This is a genomic window from Enterobacter sp. BIDMC 30, from assembly GCF_000534355.1.
Lineage (GTDB): Bacteria > Pseudomonadota > Gammaproteobacteria > Enterobacterales > Enterobacteriaceae > Enterobacter > Enterobacter ludwigii.
Window position 1 is genome coordinate 4,145,499 of sequence record NZ_KI973169.1, and the last position, 20,129, is coordinate 4,165,627.

A 20,129-nucleotide genomic window follows, 5' to 3' on the forward strand; every position below is an offset into this window, starting at 1 on the left:
AATGCAGCAGTTACAGAACGTTATTGAGTCCGCTTTTGAGCGTCGCGCCGAGATTACTCCGGCAAATGTGGATACCGTTACCCGTGAAGCGGTTAATCAGGTTATTTCTCTGCTGGATTCCGGCGCGCTACGTGTAGCAGAAAAAATCGACGGTCAGTGGGTAACTCATCAATGGCTGAAGAAAGCCGTGCTGCTCTCTTTCCGTATCAATGATAACCAGGTTATCGACGGAGCAGAAAGCCGCTACTTCGATAAAGTCCCTATGAAATTCGCTGACTACGACGAAGCTCGCTTCCAGAAAGAAGGCTTCCGCGTAGTACCGCCAGCGGCCGTACGTCAGGGTGCGTTCATCGCGCGTAACACCGTGCTGATGCCCTCCTACGTTAACATCGGTGCTTACGTAGACGAAGGCTCCATGGTGGATACCTGGGCAACCGTCGGCTCCTGCGCGCAGATCGGTAAAAACGTTCACCTGTCCGGCGGCGTGGGTATCGGTGGTGTACTGGAGCCACTGCAGGCTAACCCAACCATCATCGAAGATAACTGCTTCATCGGCGCGCGCTCTGAAGTGGTGGAAGGCGTGATCGTTGAGGAAGGCTCCGTTATCTCGATGGGCGTTTACATCGGTCAGAGCACCCGTATTTACGATCGTGAGACCGGTGAAATTCACTACGGTCGCGTGCCGGCCGGTTCCGTTGTGGTTTCCGGCAACCTGCCGTCAAAAGATGGCAAGTACAGCCTGTACTGTGCGGTTATCGTGAAGAAAGTTGATGCGAAAACCCGCGGTAAGGTGGGTATCAATGAGTTGCTGCGCACCATCGATTAATCGGATATAACAAAAAGCGGGGGCCACCCCGCTTTTTTCATATCTGAGGGTGGCGAAAATAGATTTTTTCGTTAATTATTCAAAGGTTATGTTGAGATCAAGGGTACCGCTATGTACGATAATCTGAAAAGTCTGGGCATTACCAATCCTGATGAAATTGATCGTTACAGCCTTCGCCAGGAAGCTAATAACGACATTCTGAAAATCTATTTTCACAAGGACAAAGGAGAGTTTTTCGCCAAGAGCGTGAAGTTTAAATATCCACGCCAGCGTAAGACCGTCGTCGCTGACGGTGTAGGACAGGGATACAAAGAAGTTCAGGAAATCAGCCCTAATCTGCGCTATGTGATCGATGAACTCGATCAGATCTGTCAGCGCGACCGCACTGAAGTCGATCTCAAACGTAAGATCCTCGACGATCTGCGTCACCTTGAAAGCGTTGTCACCAACAAGATTAGCGAAATCGAAGCGGATCTTGAAAAGCTTACCCGGAAATAAACGCAAAACGGCAATCTTTGATTGCCGTTTTAGTGTTTGCGCCCTCTCCCGTGGAAAGGGATGGCGTAAGGGCATCAGGCCGTATTCCACTCATCTCTGCTCATCGAGCTGTAACGCTACATAAAGCAGCAGCCTGTCGTCAAAGCTCCCCAGATCCAGCCCTGTCAGCTCCGAAATCCGGTTCAGTCGATATTCCAGCGTATTGCGATGTATAAACAACGCTTTCGACGTTGCCAGCGGCTGTACGTTATGACGGAACCACGCCTGCAGCGTCCGACGCAGCAGACCGTTGTTGTCCATCGCCTTGAGGCGCGCTAACGGACGTGCCAGCTCATTGGCCTGCCAGCCACCGCGCAGGCTGTCGAGCAGCACCGGCAGCATCAGATCCTGGTAGAAATAACTGCGGCTTTCCGGCATCCGCTGCTTACCCACCATCATGGTGGTGCGGGCAGTACGCCAGGAGCGGGCAATACTGCCCGGACCGGTGAAGTAATTGCCCAGCGCGACGCGAAAACGAAGCTGTCCATTCTCCTTCATGCGGGCAATCAACTGCTCCACGCGACGACGATGATCTTCTGCATCCCAGCGCCCGAACGCGTTCAGCGCGGGCTTGAGCACCACCATTTCCGTCAGAGAGACAATCGCCACCAGGTTATCGCGTTCCGGCGTTGCCAGCGCATTTTGCAGCTGCTGCAGCTCAGCCATCGCACTGTCGACACCAAGCTGGCCGCTGTCCACCTCAATTACCGCCACGACGCGCGGCTGATTCAGATCGATTCCCAGGCGCTGCGCCCATTCATTGAGTGCAGGGGTATGCTCATCCGCCTGAATCAGGTTCATCACCAGCTCTTCACGCAGACGGCTGTCCTGGGCGAGCAGATGCATCAGGCGCGACTGCTCAAGCATCATCTCCGCCGTCATACAGACCAGTTCGCCATATTTTCGCAGCGACTCCGGCTCGCCGGTCAGGCCGATAACGCCAACAATTTCCCCCTCAAGACGCAGCGGTAAATTGATGCCCTGACGGACACCGTGCAGGTGTTTCGCCACCGCATCGTCGATGTCCACCACCCGCCCCTGGGAGAGCACCAGCAGCGCCCCTTCGTGCAATTCCCCAATACGCTCACGATCGCCACTGCCAATAATGCGCCCACGGGCATCCATTACGTTGATATTGGTATCAATGATGCGCATGGTGCGTGCCACAATATCCTGCGCCATTTTGGTATCGAGATGCCAGCCAGCCATGTAACCCTCCTGTGAGCAGAGCTCAAGCATAGGGAAGTTCAGCTACCGCTGCATTGTGCGAATGCACAAAGTGAAAGGGAGAAGTATGGAGTTGTGGAAAAGGTCACAGAAAGGTGAAAAGCCCCTGCTCATCTGAAACAGGGGCCTGAGAGGATTACTGCATCAGCAGGTAAATTGAGGTATCACCACGCTGAATATTCAACGCCAGCACGGAAGGTTTGCTGTCCAGAATTTTGCGCAGTTCAGCAATGTTTTTCACTGGCTGCTGGTTCGCACCCATGATCACATCGCCTTTTTTCAGGCCAATGCGCGCAGCCGGGCTGTTCGCTTTAACGTTGTTCACCACAACGCCTTTGTCCTGACCTTTATTGCTCATCTCGGCGCCTTCAATGCCGCTGAAGATGGTGCTGGAATCAACCTGATTCTGGCTGCTCTGCTGCAGTTCCAGGCTCACGTTAACCGGTTTACCGTCGCGCAGCAGGCCGAGGGTGACTTTGCTGCCAATCGGCATGGAGCCCACTTCAGCACGCAGCGCGGCAAAGCTGCTGATCGGTTTCCCGTTCAGGGAGGTGATGACATCACCCGCTTTAATGCCCGCTTTCGCCGCGGAGGAGTTCGGCATCACCTGGCTGACAAATGCACCGCGCTGGGCGTCAACTTTCATCGCCTTAGCCAGTTCGGAATTCAGTTCGGTACCCAGAATCCCCAGTTCACCGCGTTTCACCTGGCCATACTGCACCATCTGCGCGGTCAGGTTTTTCACCATGTTACTTGGGATAGCAAAGCCGATCCCGATATTGCCACCGTCTGGTGCAAGGATCGCGGTGTTGATACCAATCAGCTCACCGTTCAGGTTCACCAGCGCACCGCCGGAGTTACCCCGGTTGATGGCGGCATCCGTCTGGATGAAGTTTTCATAGTTTTCGGCGTTGAGACCGCTACGACCCAGCGCGGAAACAATCCCCGAGGTTACGGTTTCACCCAGACCGAACGGGTTACCGATAGCGACGGTATAATCACCGACACGCAGCGCATCGGAGTCGGCAATTTTAATCGCCGTCAGGTTTTTCGGATCCTGAATCTGGATCAACGCGATATCGGAGCGCGGGTCTTTCCCGACCACTTTGGCATCAAATTTACGCCCGTCGCTCAGTTGGACCTTAATGCTGTTGGCGTTATCAACAACGTGGTTGTTGGTCACGACGTAGCCTTTCGCCGCATCTATAATCACACCCGAGCCAAGCGCCATGAATTTCTGCTGCTGGCCACCCCCCTGGGTGTCATCCCCTGCACCACCGCCCTGACAGAACGGGGAGCTCTGGAATGGCGAACCGTCCTGGCAGAAAGGTGAGTTATCACCAAAGAACTGCTGGAAGTTACGCGGCATACGCGGCGTATTGACGGTTGTGCTGCCCTCAACGTTAATACTCACCACCGATGGCATCACTTTTTCGAGCATCGGTGCCAGGCTTGGCATCTGCTGCGCGGTCGCTGCCGACGATGCGGTCTCAGCTGCAGTAGCAGTCAGAGGAGACAGCGCTAAACCTAAACTCAGAGCCAGTGCACTCATTGCTAATGTGGTTTTTTTCATGTGTCTTAATCTCGATTTACAGATAACGCAAAATTGCTGTGTAACTCAGATTCATTTTATACCGCTTAGTTCCGGCCATAAGTTTATGGAAAAGGTAAAAATTTATTGGCCGTCTTTACAAAACTCCGTGCTTATTCCACCGCCATGAGCTTGCGGTATTCATCCCAGGCATACAAATCTGTCATCCCGCTGATATAGTCCTGGATAAGACGGCAGCGATAATAATATTCCAGCACCGGCCACTGGGGCGACTGACGATCCAGCTTGCCAATGGCTTCGACATAAGCCAGACGGTGGCGGGTTGAAAGTTTCTGATAAAGCCGGGATTCAATCGGTATTCGCCGCACGCGCTCTTTTTCCACCAGCTCGCTGAACTCGTCGACGGATAACTGCAGCAGAGGCCGATAGATTTCGAGTAACCCACTGATAACCCTGTATCCCTGCAGCTCAAGCTGTTCAACATCCGGATGGCTGAAAACATGACGCACGGCCACGTTTTTATAGAGCTCAAGAAGCTGGCTAAAGCTGCTGTCATCTTCCAGCAACGCATGGTTGAATTCGCCGCTATAAATTAACGGCAGGTTGTCTATAAAGCGCGAGGCGGCATAAGGCACCAGTTTATTTAATGTATTGACCCGTAAATACATAAAGAACTGATCTTCCGTGCTGCGGCTTAATGTATTTGAACGCGATTTCTCCCAGGCATTTTCGACAACCTGAGCAAACAGCGAGCCTTTTTCATGCGTTCCCCAGGCCTCATAAAGATGCTGATAAAGTTCTTCGACGCTGAATATTCTTTTCTCAACGGCGTCTTCCAGGTCGGCAACACAATATGAAATGTCGTCGGCAGCTTCCATAATCCAGGTTAAGGGGAAACGGCCGTTTGGTGTCAGAGAAAGTTCTTTACGCAGGCGCTCAATATAGGCTTCTTCAGAAAGATAATAGCCCGGCTTTTTCATCAAATAACTGTGCGACGCGGGCGTCTCGCCCATCCACCAGGCCGGTCGCGTATATTTCAGGATGCACCCCACCTGTGCCCAGGTCAGGTTCATACGCATCAGGGAGTGTACCAGCCGGATCCCCTGCGCATTGCCTTCGAAGTGACAGAGGTCGTGACGGACTTTACGCCGCAGGTCGTTCAGCGCATCTTCACCTTCGCGCAGGCGTAAATCCCGCACCAGGCAGCGGTCATCGCTCAGAGGCTGGCTTACCGCATCAGCAGGATAAAGCCGCTGTTTAAACCAGTCATTTATGGCGGCTTCACCAAAATGACCAAAGGGCGGGTTACCGATGTCATGCATCAGGCAGGCCATCTCAACAATGCTCTCAAACGGCCCGGTCAGCTCATTCAGCCCATAGGTTTCGAGAAGCTGCTGCTCTTTGAGACGGCTTAAGATCTCTTTGGCAATGTAGCGGCCAACCTGCTGAACTTCCATAGAATGCGTTAAGCGCGTGCGCACCGCAGCGTTACGTTCAAGCGGAAACACCTGGGTTTTTTGCTGTAAACGACGGATTGCCGGCGAGTTTATGATCCGCCCACGATCGCTTTCGAAGATACGCAGGATCTCATGCTCGCTCTTGTCGCCCTGCGGCGAACGGAAACGTCGGTGCCAGTTAATTTTGGTGCGAAAATCGATTGGTGACATGTGCTCCCCCGCGTGAGAATGCGTTTCCTCTTAACCGCATGATAGACTATGCATCTTAACAAGGCACATCGCGAGTAAATCTATGAAAATCGGCATTATTGGTGCAATGGAAGAAGAAGTTACGCTGCTGCGTGACAAAATTGAGAACCGTCAGACTCTCTCCCTCGGTGGCTGTGAGATCTATACCGGCCAGTTGAATGGCGTTGACGTCGCTCTGCTGAAATCAGGCATCGGTAAGGTTGCTGCTGCGCTGGGCGCGACCCTGCTGCTCGAACGCTGCAAGCCGGACGTTATCATTAACACCGGTTCTGCAGGCGGCCTGGCGTCGACGCTGAAAGTGGGTGATATCGTTGTTTCCGATGAAGCGCGTTACCACGATGCAGACGTTACCGCATTCGGCTACGAATACGGTCAGCTTCCGGGTTGCCCGGCCGGGTTTAAAGCCGATGACAAACTGATTGCGGCGGCTGAAAGCTGCATCGCTGAGCTGAACCTCAACGCGGTACGCGGCCTGATCGTCAGCGGTGATGCGTTCATCAATGGCTCCGTCGGCCTGGCGAAAATTCGTCATAACTTCCCTCAGGCCGTTGCCGTTGAGATGGAAGCGACCGCCATTGCTCACGTTTGCCATAACTTCAACGTTCCGTTCGTGGTGGTTCGCGCCATCTCCGACGTGGCTGACCAGCAGTCTCATATCAGCTTCGACGAGTTCCTGACCGTTGCGGCAAAACAGTCCACCGTGATGGTGGAGCGCCTGGTGCAGAAACTGGCTCGTGGGTAATCCATACATCAGGGCGCTGGTCGCCCTGCTTTTTCTCGCACCGGCATGGCTATTTGCCGCGCCGCGTGTGATTACGCTCTCTCCGGCAAACACCGAACTGGCCTTTGCCGCCGGGATCACGCCTGTCGGCGTGAGCAGCTTTTCGGATTACCCTCCGCAAGCGGCCCATATTGAACAGGTGGCAACCTGGCAAGGGATGAACATTGAGCGCATCGTGGCGCTTAAACCCGATCTCGTGCTTGCCTGGCGCGGCGGTAACGCCGAGCGGCAGGTCAACCAGCTCTCCTCGCTTGGGATCAAGGTGATGTGGATTGATGCGGTGAGCATTGAGCAGGTCGCTCAGGCGCTGCGTTCTCTGGCCCCCTACAGCCCTACTCCAGCAAAAGCCGAGAATGCCGCGAAACAGATGCTCAGCGACTCTGCCGCGCTGAAATCCCGCTACGATACCCCCGTCAAAAAACGCATCTTCCTGCAGTTTGGCAGCCAGCCGCTGTTCACCACCGGGAAAGGATCCATTCAGAATCAGGTGCTGGAAATCTGCGGCGGTGAAAACATCTTTGCAGCCAGCCGGGTGCCGTGGCCTCAGGTCAGCCGGGAACAGGTGCTCGCACGCCAGCCACAGGCCATCGTGGTGGTCGGAAATGCGAGCGAGATTCCTAAAATTGAACAATTCTGGCAACGTCAGCTAAAAATACCGGTGATCCCCCTCACCAGTGACTGGTTTGAACGCGCCAGCCCGCGTATTATCCTCGCCGCAAAACAGCTCTGTGCCGCGCTGGCAGAGAGTCACTAACAACATACCCCGCTCGAGGATTTAACGATGCTCGTTTATTGGCTGGATATTCTTGGCACAGCCGTTTTTGCTATCTCCGGCGTTTTACTCGCCGGAAAACTGCGCATGGATCCGTTTGGCGTGCTGGTGCTGGGCGTGGTCACCGCCGTGGGTGGCGGGACGATACGTGATATGGCCCTGGCGAATGGCCCGGTATTTTGGGTGAAAGATCCAACCGATCTGGTGGTGGCGATGGTCACCTGTCTGTTGACCATCGTGTTGGTTCGCCAACCCCGCCGGTTACCGAAATGGATACTCCCGGTACTGGATGCCGTCGGTCTGGCCGTCTTTGTGGGCATCGGGGTCAATAAAGCCTTCAATGCGGGAACGGGCCCGATGGTGGCCATCTGCATGGGCGTGTTAACCGGGGTCGGCGGCGGGATTATTCGCGACATTCTGGCGCGTGAAGTTCCCATGATCCTGCGTACCGAAATCTATGCCACGGCGTGTATTATTGGTGGGATTGTTCACGCGACGGCGTATTACACCTTTGCGATGCCGCTAGAAAATGCAGCCATGCTGGGTATGGTGGTCACGCTGGGGATACGGTTAGCGGCGATACGCTGGCATCTGAAGCTGCCGACGTTTGCGCTGGATGATAATGCACGATAAGCGTTGTTTATAAGCCCGGTGGCGCTACGCTTACCGGGCTTACGACTGCATCCCTGTCAGATGCTGAACGAAGAGCCACATCCACAGGTACTTGTCGCGTTCGGGTTAGTCACAACGAAGCGCGAACCTTCCAGGCCTTCAGTGTAATCCACCGAACCACCCACCAGGTACTGCAGGCTCATCGGGTCAACCACCAGCGCAACGCCCTGCTTCTCGATAGTCATATCGCCGTCGTTGACCTGATCGTCAAAGGTAAAACCATACTGGAAGCCGCTGCAGCCGCCACCGGTAATATAGACACGCAGTTTCAGATCCGGATTGTCCTCGTCGGCAATCAGGGTTTTCACTTTGTTGGCTGCTGCTTCGGTAAATTCCAGCGGCAACGCTACGTCATCACTCATCTTATGCTCCCATGAATACTGCTACTGCTATTGGGTAAAATTCACCCAATTCTTTATGTCATTATCTAATACCCTGGTAATTCATTCAAGTATTCTGCGTCGGGGCCCGCTCGGCCTCTTGTTTTGCCAGGGTACGGGCAAGAATGGTGGAGTATAGCGGTTTTCCACCCAGGAATTGGGCTAATAGTGTCGCGCCGAGACAGGTAATGATCATTGGCAAAATGAGCTGGTAATTATCCGTCATCTCCAGAACCAGCACGATGCCGGTTAACGGCGCGCGCAGGGACGCCGCCAGCAGTGCGCCCATTCCGGCAATAGCAAAGGTCCCGGCGTCCAGATGATAGGCCGGGAATCCGGCAGCAGCGACCATGCCAAACGCGGTTCCCAGAAGCGTACCCAGCGCCAGCATCGGGGCAAAAATACCGCCAGGCGCACCGGAGGAGAAGCACAATACGGTGGTAATCACCCGCGAAATAAACATGAACAGCAACAGACCAATGCTGAAATTACCCGCTGCGGCAATCGGTATCAGCCCGAAGCCACCGCCTGCGGCATTGGGCTCAATGAAGCCGAGCACGCCGCAGCCGCCGCCCAGCAGTCCGCCGATCAATACCCAGCGGGTAGTATTCCCACCGTGAAGGCGCTGGAACATATCCTGAGCGCGTAAGATAAGCGTGTTAAACAGCGGGCCGACCACGCCAAAAATCATGCCGAGAATCAGGTACAGCCACAGCGTATTCACCGGCGCATTGGTCAGTTTCCCCACCTCAATCACCGCACCTTCGCCATTAAAAATGCGAAAGACAATGCTCGACATAATGACGCCGGTGAATACCGCTTTTATCGAGATCAGGTTGTAGCGAAACTGTGCCCGCATCTCTTCAATAATGAACAGGATCCCCGCGAGCGGTGCGTTGAACGCCGCCGAAAGGCCGGCCGCCGCCCCCGTTGCCAGTAGCGTATGTCGCGCCTCCGCGCTGCGCATGCGAAACAGATCGCCGACCATGCGCCCAACGTTTCCGCCCAGCTGCACCGTTGGCCCTTCGCGCCCGAGCACCATGCCTGCCCCGAGCGTTCCCATGCCACCGATAAATTTTACCGGGATGACGCGCCACCAGCGAACCGGCCTCAGCTCTTCCAGTGCGCCTTCTATTTCAGGGATCCCGGAACCGCCCGCTTCCGGCGCAAATTTACGGACCAGGAAATAGCCCACCATGGCAAACAGCGCAGATAAGCCAAAGGCCCACACCCATACCCATCCACCGCTATAGGCAAAACCCGCCACGGTTCCAATTCGCCAGTTCATTATCGCGTTAACCGCTTTTTCGAAGGCGATACCCACCAGCCCGGCAACGGCGCCGACCACGGCAGCAGCCAGCAGGATAGCCAGCGGCGTTTTATCACGATTAAGCAAGCGCCGGATGCTGATACGGTGCTGTGCACGTCTGAACTGCTGTTCAGTATAAGAATGAGTGTCTGCTTTCATTACCGTTTCTTTTCGTCATACAAATAACCGCAGGGATTTTACCAGAGTGCGTAATATCATCCCGTGAAAAATACTTAACAATTGTTTGGGCATGAAAGGGGGCAAAAATTTCATTACCTTCCGAGGATCACTTAGAATAGTGTGCTTAATCATTTTATACGAACCAGGAACGACGCCATGAGCAAGTCTGAAAACCTCTACAGTGCAGCCCGCGAGCTTATCCCAGGTGGCGTGAATTCGCCTGTTCGCGCCTTTACCGGCGTAGGCGGTACGCCGCTGTTTATCGAACGTGCTGACGGCGCGTATCTGTATGATGTCGATGGCAAAGCCTATATCGATTATGTCGGCTCCTGGGGTCCGATGGTGCTGGGTCACAACCATCCTGCTATCCGCAATGCGGTGATCGAAGCCGCCCAGCGCGGCCTGAGCTTCGGCGCGCCAACCGAGATGGAAGTGAAAATGGCGGAACTGGTCACCGAACTGGTCCCGACTATGGACATGGTGCGTATGGTGAACTCCGGTACCGAGGCCACCATGAGCGCGATCCGCCTGGCACGTGGCTTTACCGGCCGTGACAAGATCATCAAATTTGAAGGCTGCTACCACGGTCATGCGGACTGCCTGCTGGTAAAAGCCGGCTCCGGCGCGCTGACCCTCGGTCAGCCGAACTCACCGGGCGTACCGGCTGACTTTGCGAAGCATACCCTGACCTGCACCTATAACGATCTGAACACTGTTCGGGCAGCCTTCGAGCAGTATCCGCAGGAGATTGCCTGCATCATCGTTGAACCTGTCGCAGGCAACATGAACTGCATTCCACCGCAGCCGGAGTTCCTGCCGGGTCTGCGCGCCCTGTGCGATGAGTTTGGCGCTCTGCTGATCATCGACGAAGTGATGACCGGCTTCCGAGTCGCGCTGGCGGGGGCACAGTCTTACTACGACGTAGAGCCGGACCTGACGTGCCTTGGCAAAATCATCGGCGGCGGCATGCCTGTCGGTGCATTCGGGGGACGTAAAGAGGTGATGGAAGCGCTGGCGCCGACTGGCCCGGTCTACCAGGCGGGTACCCTTTCCGGCAACCCCATTGCGATGGCCGCAGGTTTCGCCTGTCTGACTGAAGTCGCGCAGCCGGGTATTCACGAAACCCTGACCGACCTGACAACTCAACTTGCCAACGGCCTGCTGGAGGCCGCGCAAGAAACCGGTATTCCTCTGGTGGTAAACCACGTTGGTGGGATGTTCGGGATTTTCTTCACCGATGCGAAAACCGTGACCTGCTATCAGGATGTGGTGAAGTGTGACGTTGAACGCTTCAAGCGCTTCTTCCATCTGATGCTGGAAGAAGGCGTCTACCTGGCACCATCCGCGTTTGAAGCAGGCTTTATGTCCGTCGCGCACAGCGAAGACGATATCAATAAGACTATCGATGCTGCGCGCCGGGTCTTTGCGAAGTTGTAAGACAGAAACGAACTGCTGCCCTCTCCACCGGGAGAGGGCAATACCCCACCGCCCTTCTACCTGCTTTGCTTTCTCAACAAATAGATAAAGTACGGCGCCCCGATAAACGTCGACAGCAACCCGGCAGGTATCTGGTACGGGAACAGCACCATCCGCCCCAGCCAGTCAGCCACCACCAGTATTACGCCCCCCGTCAGCGCCGACATCACAATGTGCGGCATCGTGCGACGAAAGCCCATCATTCTGGCAATGTGCGGCGCCATTAAGCCGACAAAGCTCAGCGGGCCGATGGTCATGGTGGCCGTTGCCGTGAGGCATGCGGCCAGCAGCAGTAACCCGATACGGGACGGCGCCAGGGCCATCCCCACCGCACGCGCGGTCTCGCCGCCCAGCGGCAGAATGGTCATCCAGCGACGACACAGCGGCACCATCGCCAGCAATACGATCATTGCAATCCCGGAATGCACGACCTGGCTGGCGGTGGCGCTGTACGTTGAACCGGAGATCCAGGTCAGGATCTTGGCCATACGCGGATCGCCACTCGCCTGCAGCATCATCAGCAGCATAGTAAATGCCGTGCTGAGCGCCATCCCGGCAAGCAGCATTCGGTGAGGGGAAAACCCGCCACGCCCGGAGGCAATGAGGATGATCAGCAGCGTCACCGCCGCGCCAACGCTCCCGGCAGGCATCAACCAGCCGAAGGCATTTCCCGGCACCAGGAACAGCATCAGGACCACGCCAAAGGCGGCACCAGAACTGATACCCAGAACCTCCGGGCTGGCCATCGGATTACCGGTCAGACGCTGGATAATACAGCCCGCCACCGCCAGCATGACCCCGGCGATTAACGCCGAGAGAATGCGCGGCCAGCGCCACTGCATGAGTTCGTTAAGCAGATCCCCAGACGCCCAGTGCCAGCCCACCGCATCGCGTCCGAAAGCGAGCGCGGCAAATGAGATAACAATCAGCACTGCCAGCCCGGCAAGGCTGAACCCCAGCACTGACTGGCGCTCAGCATAGACCTTATCGCCAGCATCCATCGCTGGCGCGCTGATACTGCGCAGACGCGGCAGCAGCCACAGCAGCAGCGGTGCACCGATAAGCGCCGTCATCGAACCGGTAGACACTTCCATCCAGACGCGTGCCAGCCAGAGAATGATTTGATCGGAAAGCCAGAGGATCAACGCGCCAATCAGCGGGGCTAACATCAGGCGCGCCAGCAGGCGGCGCGCACCGAGCATTTTTGCCAGCAGCGGCGCAAACAGTCCGATAAACCCGATGATGCCTACCGCATTAACCAGCAGGGCACTGAGCACAATCGCCAGCGTCAGCGCCCCCAGACGGGCCAGCGACAGGGCCAGCCCCAGATTACGCGCCACGCCATCGTCAAGACCCATCAACGTCAGCGGGCGCAAGAGCAGCAGCGTCAACACGACGCCACCGACGAGCTGCGGCCACAGACGCTGCACGACGCTCCAGTCGGTCTGGGTGAGCGTACCGGTGCTCCAGAGGAACATGCTTTGCAGCTGATCGTGATGGAACAGCACCAGCAGCTGATTAATCGCGCCGCAGTACAGGCTCACCACCAGCCCCGCAAGAATAAGCGTAACGGGGGAGAGACGTTTGCCCCAGGCGACGCCGAATACCAGCGCGCCCACCACACACGCACCGGCGAGGGCAGCAAACTGCGAGGTCAATGCCCCAGGCAACGCCCAGAGTGTGGTAATCGTGATCCCAAGCTGTGCCCCGGTCGCCACGCCAAGCGTCGTCGGCTCGGCCAGAGGGTTACGCAGTACCTGCTGGAATAAAACGCCCACCAGCCCTAATCCCGCACCGACCAGCAGCGAAATCGAAAGGCGCGGCAACAGACTGTAGTGGAACAGCATTTGCTGAATATTATCGATATCTAGCGCCACCAGCGCCCCACGCCACTGGTCGCGCGGTAAGGCCGTCGACAGATTAAACCAGGTCAATGCCAGCGCGCACAGGAAAAGGAGGCAAAGTAACAGTGCCGGGAAACGGGCAATACGCGTACTCATGCCTGGCCTCCCAGCGCGTTGTCCAGCACGCGGGCAAAGTGCATGGCAGAAAGCGTCGCACCGTAGAACCATACCGCAGGTGCGCGCAGGAACCGTTTTTCACGCACAAACGGCATTGCCTGCCAGAGCGGCGTCGCCATCAGGGTTTGCATCTCCCGCTCGTTGCCGTGGTCAAAGCACAACACATCCACATCGCGAAATGCCGCAAGACGGTCAATCCCCACGGCGGTGCTGCCCCAGAAGGTCATCTCCCCTTCCCAGGCATTACGAATACCAAAACTGTCGAGCACGTCCTGGAACAGGCAGTTTTTCCCAAAGACCAGCATATGGCGGGCATCCAGCAGCGTCACCATCAGCAGCGGGCGATCGCCCCGTTGAGCAAAACGCGGCTTCAGGGCGTTAATCAGGGCATCAAAATCGTCGAGATGTTTTTTGGCCTCAACCTCACGGTTAAGGAACTGTGCCATCTCGTGGAGGGAGTTTTTCGCCATCGCCAGCGGATTTTTACCGTCGCTGAAGGAGAAACCACGGCCGGGCGCAATCCGTGCCATTGTCTCTTCTGACGGGCCGTAACCTGCAGACCAGAACAGAAATGACGGCTTCATCTGGGTGAGCAGTTCGAGGTTTGGCTCGGTGCGCAGGCCGATGTCTATTACCGAGTCCGGTAGCCTCGGCTCATTCACCCATAGCCTGTAGTTGGGAATATCCGCCACACCATAGGGCGTAACGCCCAGCGCCATCATCAGCTCTACCGGCAACCATTCCAGCGCCACAATGCGGTGTGGATCGACCGCAGCCGCACGCGCGGTATTCATTTTTAACAGCAGCGGTGAAAGCGCCAGTGCCGTCAGCAGACGACGGCGACTCATCAACATAGAATCCAGCATCAGTACACGAAGCTCACCGGTGCAGCCCCGGCAGGGTGAGGCAAAATCCCCATTGGAATACCGTAAATGTGTTCCAGCGTTTCACTGCGCATCAGTTCAGACGGCGTCCCCTGGGCGATCATCTCACCGCCGCGCAGGGCAACGAGGTAATCGCAGTAACGCGCGGCCATGTTGATATCATGCAGGACCGCGATAACCGTCAGACCGCGCTGCTGGCTTAAACGATGCACCAGCGCAAGCACGTCGACCTGATGGGCAATGTCCAGCGCAGAGGTCGGTTCGTCGAGCAGCAGGCAGCGGCTGTCCTGGGCCACCAGCATTGCTATCCACGCGCGCTGACGCTCCCCTCCTGACAGGCTGTCTACCAGACGGTGGGCCAGCGGTTTTAGCCCCACCAGCGCAATCGCCTCTTCCACTTTCTCTCTGTCGGCCACGCCGAAACGGCCAAGCGCGCCGTGCCACGGATAACGCCCAATCGCCACCAGTTCACGCACGGTCATCCCCTCCGCCTGCGGCAACTGCTGCGGCAGATACGCCACTTTGCGGGCAAAGGCTTTACTGCTCCAGCTCTCCAGCGGCTGACCGTCCAGCAGGATATCGCCTTCTGACGGCGGCTGATGGCGGCCAAGCATTTTGAGCAGCGTTGATTTACCAGAGCCGTTGTGACCAATCAGGCCTGTCACTTTACCTGCCGGGAAGGTCAAAGAGAGCGGATGCAGCAGGGTGCGTCCGGGCACGCGAAAGGAGAGATTATTGAGCGTGAAGGTGGTGTCGGATTGCGTTTGATTATCCTGCATATCGGCCAACTTAAATAAAAAGGGCACGGCGAACCGTGCCCGAAGAGAGATTAGAAGCGGAAGGTCGCGGTGGCGACAACCTGACGTTCAGCACCCCAGTAGCATGCATAATCCTTGTAGCAGCTGGAGACATATTCCCGATCGAACAGGTTATTCACGTTCACCGCCACAGATGACCCCGGCAGACCCAGACGGGCCAGATCGTATTTCACCATCGCATCGGCAAGGGTGTAGCTCGCGACGTTAAACGGCTGATCTTTTTTGTCGCCGCTTGAGTAGTAGCTCACCGTGTTACCGATGTAACGGGTACCGGCACCAATCGTCAGGCCGCTTAAGGCCGTGTCGGTGAAGGTGTAATCTGCCCACAATGACGCCTGATTACGCGGCACTTCCGCCGGACGTTTACCTTCAAAGGTGCTGTCATGGGTGTACTCAGCATCAATAAAGCTATACGCCGCGGTCACGTTAATATTGGCGTTAACCGCTGCCTTCGCTTCCAGTTCGAAACCACGAGAACGGATCTCACCGGTCTGGATACTGTGAGTATTCGTTGGATCGTTCGGATCCGCCGTCAGGTTCTTATCCTTAGTCAGCTGGAACAGCGACGCGGTGACCACAACCGGCAGGTCTTTCGGCGCGTATTTCACACCCGTTTCATACTGCTTACCGCGGGAAGGGTCGAACGGTGTGCCGTTACGATCGGCGCCCGATACCGGCTCAAACGACTCGCTGTAGCTGAAGTAAGGCGAGATACCGTTATCAAAGAGATAGTTAATCCCCCCGCGCCAGGTGAAAGCCTGGTCGTGGTTTTCAGCCAGCGAATCGGCCGTACCGCGCGTCAGCGTTGAGGCCATCACGTAGTCGTAGCGTCCGCCCAGCGTCAACACCCACTTATCCCACTCCGCCTGATCCTGAGCATAGAGCCCGGTCTGTTCATTACGGTTAACGACGGAGTAGTTAGACCATGGCAGGTTGGTGTTGATGTTCGCGTTGCCGTAATCCGGGTTCTGGATATCAATAGGGTCGGCGGAACCGTACAGCGCATTGATATCATTACGCATACGCGAGTAATCAACGCCCGTCAGCAACGTGTGGTCTACGGCGCCCGTCGCGAATGTCGACTGCAGCTGAGTATCCACGGTGAACATATTCAGATCTTCATCTGAACGCACATAAGCGCGGTTAATTTTGCCAGGCTCAGCGTAGCCATTGCCGTAAACAGAGCGGTAGAGCGTATGAACTTTTGCGTAACGCAGATTCTGACGCACGGTGAACGTGTCATCAAACTGATGCGAGAAGCTGTAACCAATCAACTGCTGGCGACGAGCCATCTTATTATCCGCTTCACCTTCGTTGAAATCGGTTGGGATCTTATGCTCATTGCCGTTTGCGTCACGGTATGGCACCACGGTCCCTTCCCGTGGCAACCAGCCGTAGTAGCCCGCTTCCGGATCGTTCTGGAAATTGCTCAGGAAGGTGAAATCGGTTTTGTCATCCGGACGCCAGCTAAAGGAGGGCGCAATCGCATAGCGGGTTGATTTTGACATCTCCTGCTGTGCGTTCTGACTACTGCCAAGACCGGTCAGGCGGTACGACCACACGCCATCTTCATCGATTGCATCACTGAAATCGAAGCCCGTTTGCCACAGGTTATTGGTCCCCATTTTAAACTGGACTTCTTTCAGCGGCTCGGTCAGTGGGCGTTTGCTCACCATACTGACGATACCGCCGGGATTGCTGTTGCCGTAGAGCACAGACGTAGGTCCGCGCATCACTTCTACGCGCTCAAGGAAGTACGGATCCATGGAAGCTTCGGAGTAGTTATTCCCCATCAGCTTCATGCCATCGAGATACTGGTTGGTGTTCACCGTCGAAGGCGCGGTAAAACCACGAATTGAGACCACATCATAGGTGGTGGAGCTGCCGCGGGTCGCAAACACGCTCGGCGTATAGCCCAGCGCCTCTTTTACGGTCGCTGGCTGGCGGCGTTCCATTTCATCACGCGTCACCACGGAAATAGACTGCGGGGTCTTTTCAATCGCGGTATCGGTTTTGGTCGCCGTTGCCGTGCGTTTTGCTGCGATCGTTGGCGCAGGCCCCCACGGACTTTCCTGGGCGGCAGGCGCGGCGGTGACGGTGATGGTTTCTTCTTTTTTCTGGGTTTCAGCCGCATGTGCATACGTAGACATGCCGGCAACCGCTGTGGCTACGACGACCGCGATTTTTCGCAGCGACGTGTGAATTGGCTGAGCAGTATTGGAAAGCGCCATGTTTATCTCTGATGGAAAAGTGAATGATAACGTAAACGAGAATTATTATTATGACCGCAGAATAATATGCGAAACGCTGGCTGCATAGCAAGCAGTAAGCGGCCCTACGAGAATTAAGGGTTTAAGAAATAAACAAGAGAAAACGAAGGGTTAATCAGAATGAAAACGAGGGTTAAGGAAATGGAAAGTACAGGTAAAAAAATCCCCCCTTTCGGGGGGATGTGAAGCGTTAGTTACCGCCGAACATATCTTTAATCCAGCCCGCGACACCGTCGCTGTCTTTTTTCTCATTCTGCTGCTGCGGCTGTTGTTGCGGCTGCTGCTGAGGCTGAGAAGACTGCTCGAACGGGTTACCCGTCGGTTGCTCTGGCTGGCTTTGCTGGCACAGCGAATCCGGGTTGGTGGTCCAGACAGGCAAGGTACGCATACCGCCGCCACAGACAAAGTTACCAGAACCGTCCACGCCCATATCGACAATATCTTCCGGCGCCACCAGATTCAGCGGTACCGGAGACTGATTCGCCAGATAGCGCTGGTAAATCGACATCGCCCCGCTCGCACCGTACAGTTTGGTTGGCTGGTTGTTATCGCGGCCGACCCAGGTGATCACCACTTCACGGCCATCGATACCGGCGAACCAGGTATCCACGTTGTTGTTGGTGGTCCCGGTTTTACCTGCCAGATGCAGGCCCGGATACTTAGCACCCAGTTGACGTCCGGTCCCCCGCTGCACAACCTGCTGCATCGTCCACAACGTCATATAGGCTGCCTGCGCTGGCACGGCACGTTCCGCTTGCGGGAAGCTCTGATACAGCACGGAGCCGTCCTCGGCAATCACCGAACGCAGAGCAGAGAGCGGTGCACGGTTACCCCCGCTGGCAATGGTCTGGAAGGCCTGAGCCACTTCGATCGGCGTCAGGTTAAGCGCCCCCAGAATCATCGCCGGAACAGGATGGAGCTGATCTTTCGGCACACCCAGTTTCTGCCAGGTGTCGACAATCGCCGGCAGACCGAGCGCCATACCCAGGTTCACCGTTGGCACGTTCATCGAGCGGGTCAACGCATCCACCAGCATGACCTGGCCGCTGAACTGTTTATCGTCGTTCTGCGGAGACCATACCTGGCCGTTAGGCTGGCGCAGGGAAATCGGCGCATCGGCAATCCAGGTATTCAGGCGATACTGGTTAGGCTGACTCAGGGCGGTAAGATAGGTTGCCGGTTTTGCCAGTGAACCAATCGAACGTCGCGCCTGCATTGCACGGTTGTAGCCTGCGAACTGCGGCTCAGCGCCGCCCACCATGGCGCGAACTTCGCCGGTGTTACGGTCAACCACCACCATCGCGGTTTCAAGATCGCTCAGCTTACGCTGTTTCTTCAGCGCCGGGATACCTTCCACCGCAGCTTTTTCAGCGGCTTCCTGCGCCACGGAATCGAAGGTGGTAAAGATCTTCACGCCGGAGAGATCTTTCACCTTATCACCGAGCTTGCTTTGCAGCTCCTGACGCACCAGCTGCATAAACGCAGGCTGAGGCGAGATCACGCCACCGCGCGGCTGAACGCCGAGTGGTCGTGCGCTCAGCATGTCGTACAGCTCCTGGTCAATCACCTGCTGCTGTTGCAGCAGACGCAGCACCAGGTTACGACGTTCCAGCGCCAGTTTCGGGTTACGCCACGGGTTATAAATGGACGCCCCTTTCACCATGCCCACCAGCAGCGCCTGCTGGTCAAGGCTCAGCTCTTCCACCGGACGACCAAAGTAGTACAGACTTGCCAGCGGGAAGCCGCGGATTTCGTTATCCCCGCTCTGACCGAGGTACACCTCGTTCATGTACAGCTCAAGGATACGATCCTTGCTGTAACGCGCATCCATCAGTACGGCCATGTACGCTTCGTTGGCTTTACGCCAGTAAGAGCGTTCACTGGAGAGGAACAAGTTCTTCACCAGCTGTTGGGTCAGCGTACTCGCCCCCTGCACTGTCCGTCCGGCGGTCAGGTTAGCCAGCACCGCACGGCCAATTGAGTAAAGGCTGATGCCATCATGCTCATAGAAGTGACGGTCTTCGGTTGCCAGCAGGGTATCAACCAGCAGGTCCGGGAAGCCGTTACGGGCAACGAACAGACGTTGTTCGCCGTTCGCCGACGAGAGCATGGTGATCAGACGCGGATCGAGACGGAAGAAACCGAACTGACGGTTGTTATCCATGTTCTCGATGGTGTCCAGACGATCGCCGTCAAAGGTCAGACGCGCACGCACCTGGCCCTCTTTGCTGTCCGGGAAATCAAACGGACGGCGGATCATCTCAATGCTTTTCGCCTGCACGGTAAATTCGCCAGGACGCGTCATTTTCGACACCTGACGATACTGGGTGGCTTCCAGCAGTTTCACCATCTCGTTCTTGCTGATGGACATATCTGGCTCAAGGTTCACCATGCGGCCATACACCGCCGCAGGCAGTTGCCAGACTTTTCCGTCGATACGGCTACGGATCTTCTGATCCAGATAGACGCCGTAAATCGCCATCAGCACAACAAATACAATGAACAGCTTCAGCAGCAGCCAGAACCAGCCGCGCTTGCCCCGAGGCTTACGCCCTTTGCCTTTCCCTTTACGCGGCATCGGTTCTTCATCCTCATAATCGTCTTCATAGTCATCGTCATAGTCCTCATCTCTGAGGCGACGACGGCTTACCTTTTCTTTCGCCGGACGCGTTGGTTTTCCCTTACGTCCTATTGGCTCGCGGTCATTCCCCGCCATGC

The 20,129-nt window shown here is 56.1% G+C and carries 16 protein-coding genes; 6 read left to right on the forward strand and 10 right to left on the reverse strand.

The window, feature by feature from the left end; genetic code table 11:
• Position 1: 1 nt before the first annotated feature.
• Together dapD and L466_RS02895 are read left to right on the forward strand one after the other, a co-directional pair.
• Positions 2-826 (forward strand): 2,3,4,5-tetrahydropyridine-2,6-dicarboxylate N-succinyltransferase, encoded by an 825-nt coding sequence (dapD, locus tag L466_RS02900; protein WP_020882614.1) that lies wholly within the window; start codon positions 2-4, stop codon positions 824-826.
• A 111-nt stretch (positions 827-937) separates the two neighbouring features.
• Positions 938-1,324 (forward strand): DUF3461 family protein, encoded by a 387-nt coding sequence (locus tag L466_RS02895; protein ID WP_014168696.1) that lies wholly within the window; start codon positions 938-940, stop codon positions 1,322-1,324.
• Between the two features lie 90 nt (positions 1,325-1,414).
• Here L466_RS02895 and cdaR read toward each other — a convergent pair whose 3' ends face one another.
• The 3 genes from cdaR to dgt all read right to left on the reverse strand — a co-directional run bounded on the left by cdaR (position 1,415) and on the right by dgt (position 5,809).
• Positions 1,415-2,572, reverse strand: a complete 1,158-nt coding sequence (gene cdaR, locus L466_RS02890) for a DNA-binding transcriptional regulator CdaR (protein ID WP_020882613.1) — start codon at positions 2,570-2,572, stop codon at positions 1,415-1,417.
• Positions 2,573-2,726: 154 nt separating this feature from the next.
• Positions 2,727-4,163 carry a serine endoprotease DegP gene (gene degP / locus L466_RS02885; RefSeq protein ID WP_032679638.1) on the reverse strand — a complete coding sequence of 479 codons (1,437 nt, stop codon included), beginning with the start codon at positions 4,161-4,163 and terminating at the stop codon, positions 2,727-2,729.
• A gap of 131 nt (positions 4,164-4,294) precedes the next feature.
• The gene (gene dgt, locus L466_RS02880) at positions 4,295-5,809 is read right to left on the reverse strand and encodes a dGTPase (protein WP_032679637.1); all 1,515 of its coding nucleotides are present in this window, start codon (positions 5,807-5,809) and stop codon (positions 4,295-4,297) included.
• 82 nt (positions 5,810-5,891) lie between these two features.
• Between dgt and mtnN the strand changes: the two genes are divergently transcribed.
• From mtnN to L466_RS02865, 3 genes are read left to right on the forward strand one after another with little or no spacing between them, the layout of a single operon-like run.
• Positions 5,892-6,590: a 5'-methylthioadenosine/S-adenosylhomocysteine nucleosidase gene (gene mtnN / locus L466_RS02875; RefSeq protein ID WP_014168692.1), complete on the forward strand. Its 699-nt coding sequence runs from the start codon at positions 5,892-5,894 to the stop codon at positions 6,588-6,590.
• Positions 6,583-7,383 (forward strand): vitamin B12 ABC transporter substrate-binding protein BtuF, encoded by an 801-nt coding sequence (gene btuF, locus L466_RS02870; RefSeq protein WP_032681632.1) that lies wholly within the window; start codon positions 6,583-6,585, stop codon positions 7,381-7,383. The genes mtnN and btuF overlap by 8 nt, the downstream gene beginning before the upstream one ends.
• Positions 7,384-7,410: 27 nt before the next feature.
• Positions 7,411-8,034, forward strand: coding sequence for a TRIC cation channel family protein (locus L466_RS02865; protein ID WP_014168690.1), 624 nt, complete (start codon positions 7,411-7,413; stop codon positions 8,032-8,034).
• 56 nt (positions 8,035-8,090) lie between these two features.
• Here L466_RS02865 and erpA read toward each other — a convergent pair whose 3' ends face one another.
• Positions 8,091-8,435, reverse strand: a complete 345-nt coding sequence (gene erpA / locus L466_RS02860; RefSeq protein ID WP_013095643.1) for an iron-sulfur cluster insertion protein ErpA — start codon at positions 8,433-8,435, stop codon at positions 8,091-8,093.
• 85 nt (positions 8,436-8,520) lie between these two features.
• A complete protein-coding gene (clcA, locus tag L466_RS02855) occupies positions 8,521-9,921 on the reverse strand; it encodes a H(+)/Cl(-) exchange transporter ClcA (protein ID WP_032681634.1) in 1,401 nt (466 codons plus the stop codon).
• 177 nt (positions 9,922-10,098) lie between these two features.
• On the opposite strand from clcA, the gene hemL reads away from it, so the two are divergent.
• Positions 10,099-11,379, forward strand: a complete 1,281-nt coding sequence (gene hemL / locus L466_RS02850; protein ID WP_032681635.1) for a glutamate-1-semialdehyde 2,1-aminomutase — start codon at positions 10,099-10,101, stop codon at positions 11,377-11,379.
• A 56-nt stretch (positions 11,380-11,435) separates the two neighbouring features.
• Here hemL and fhuB read toward each other — a convergent pair whose 3' ends face one another.
• The 5 genes from fhuB to mrcB all read right to left on the reverse strand — a co-directional run bounded on the left by fhuB (position 11,436) and on the right by mrcB (position 20,127).
• Entirely contained in the window at positions 11,436-13,418 is a 1,983-nt protein-coding gene (fhuB, locus tag L466_RS02845) for a Fe(3+)-hydroxamate ABC transporter permease FhuB (protein WP_032681637.1), read from the reverse strand.
• Positions 13,415-14,305 carry a Fe(3+)-hydroxamate ABC transporter substrate-binding protein FhuD gene (gene fhuD, locus L466_RS02840; protein ID WP_032681640.1) on the reverse strand — a complete coding sequence of 297 codons (891 nt, stop codon included), beginning with the start codon at positions 14,303-14,305 and terminating at the stop codon, positions 13,415-13,417. The genes fhuB and fhuD overlap by 4 nt, the downstream gene beginning before the upstream one ends.
• Positions 14,305-15,102: a Fe3+-hydroxamate ABC transporter ATP-binding protein FhuC gene (gene fhuC / locus L466_RS02835; protein ID WP_020882606.1), complete on the reverse strand. Its 798-nt coding sequence runs from the start codon at positions 15,100-15,102 to the stop codon at positions 14,305-14,307. The genes fhuD and fhuC overlap by 1 nt, the downstream gene beginning before the upstream one ends.
• 50 nt (positions 15,103-15,152) lie before the next feature.
• Positions 15,153-17,372 (reverse strand): ferrichrome porin FhuA, encoded by a 2,220-nt coding sequence (gene fhuA, locus L466_RS02830; RefSeq protein ID WP_014168684.1) that lies wholly within the window; start codon positions 17,370-17,372, stop codon positions 15,153-15,155.
• A 229-nt stretch (positions 17,373-17,601) separates the two neighbouring features.
• Entirely contained in the window at positions 17,602-20,127 is a 2,526-nt protein-coding gene (gene mrcB / locus L466_RS02825) for a bifunctional glycosyl transferase/transpeptidase (protein WP_025205202.1), read from the reverse strand.
• Positions 20,128-20,129: the final 2 nt, after the last annotated feature.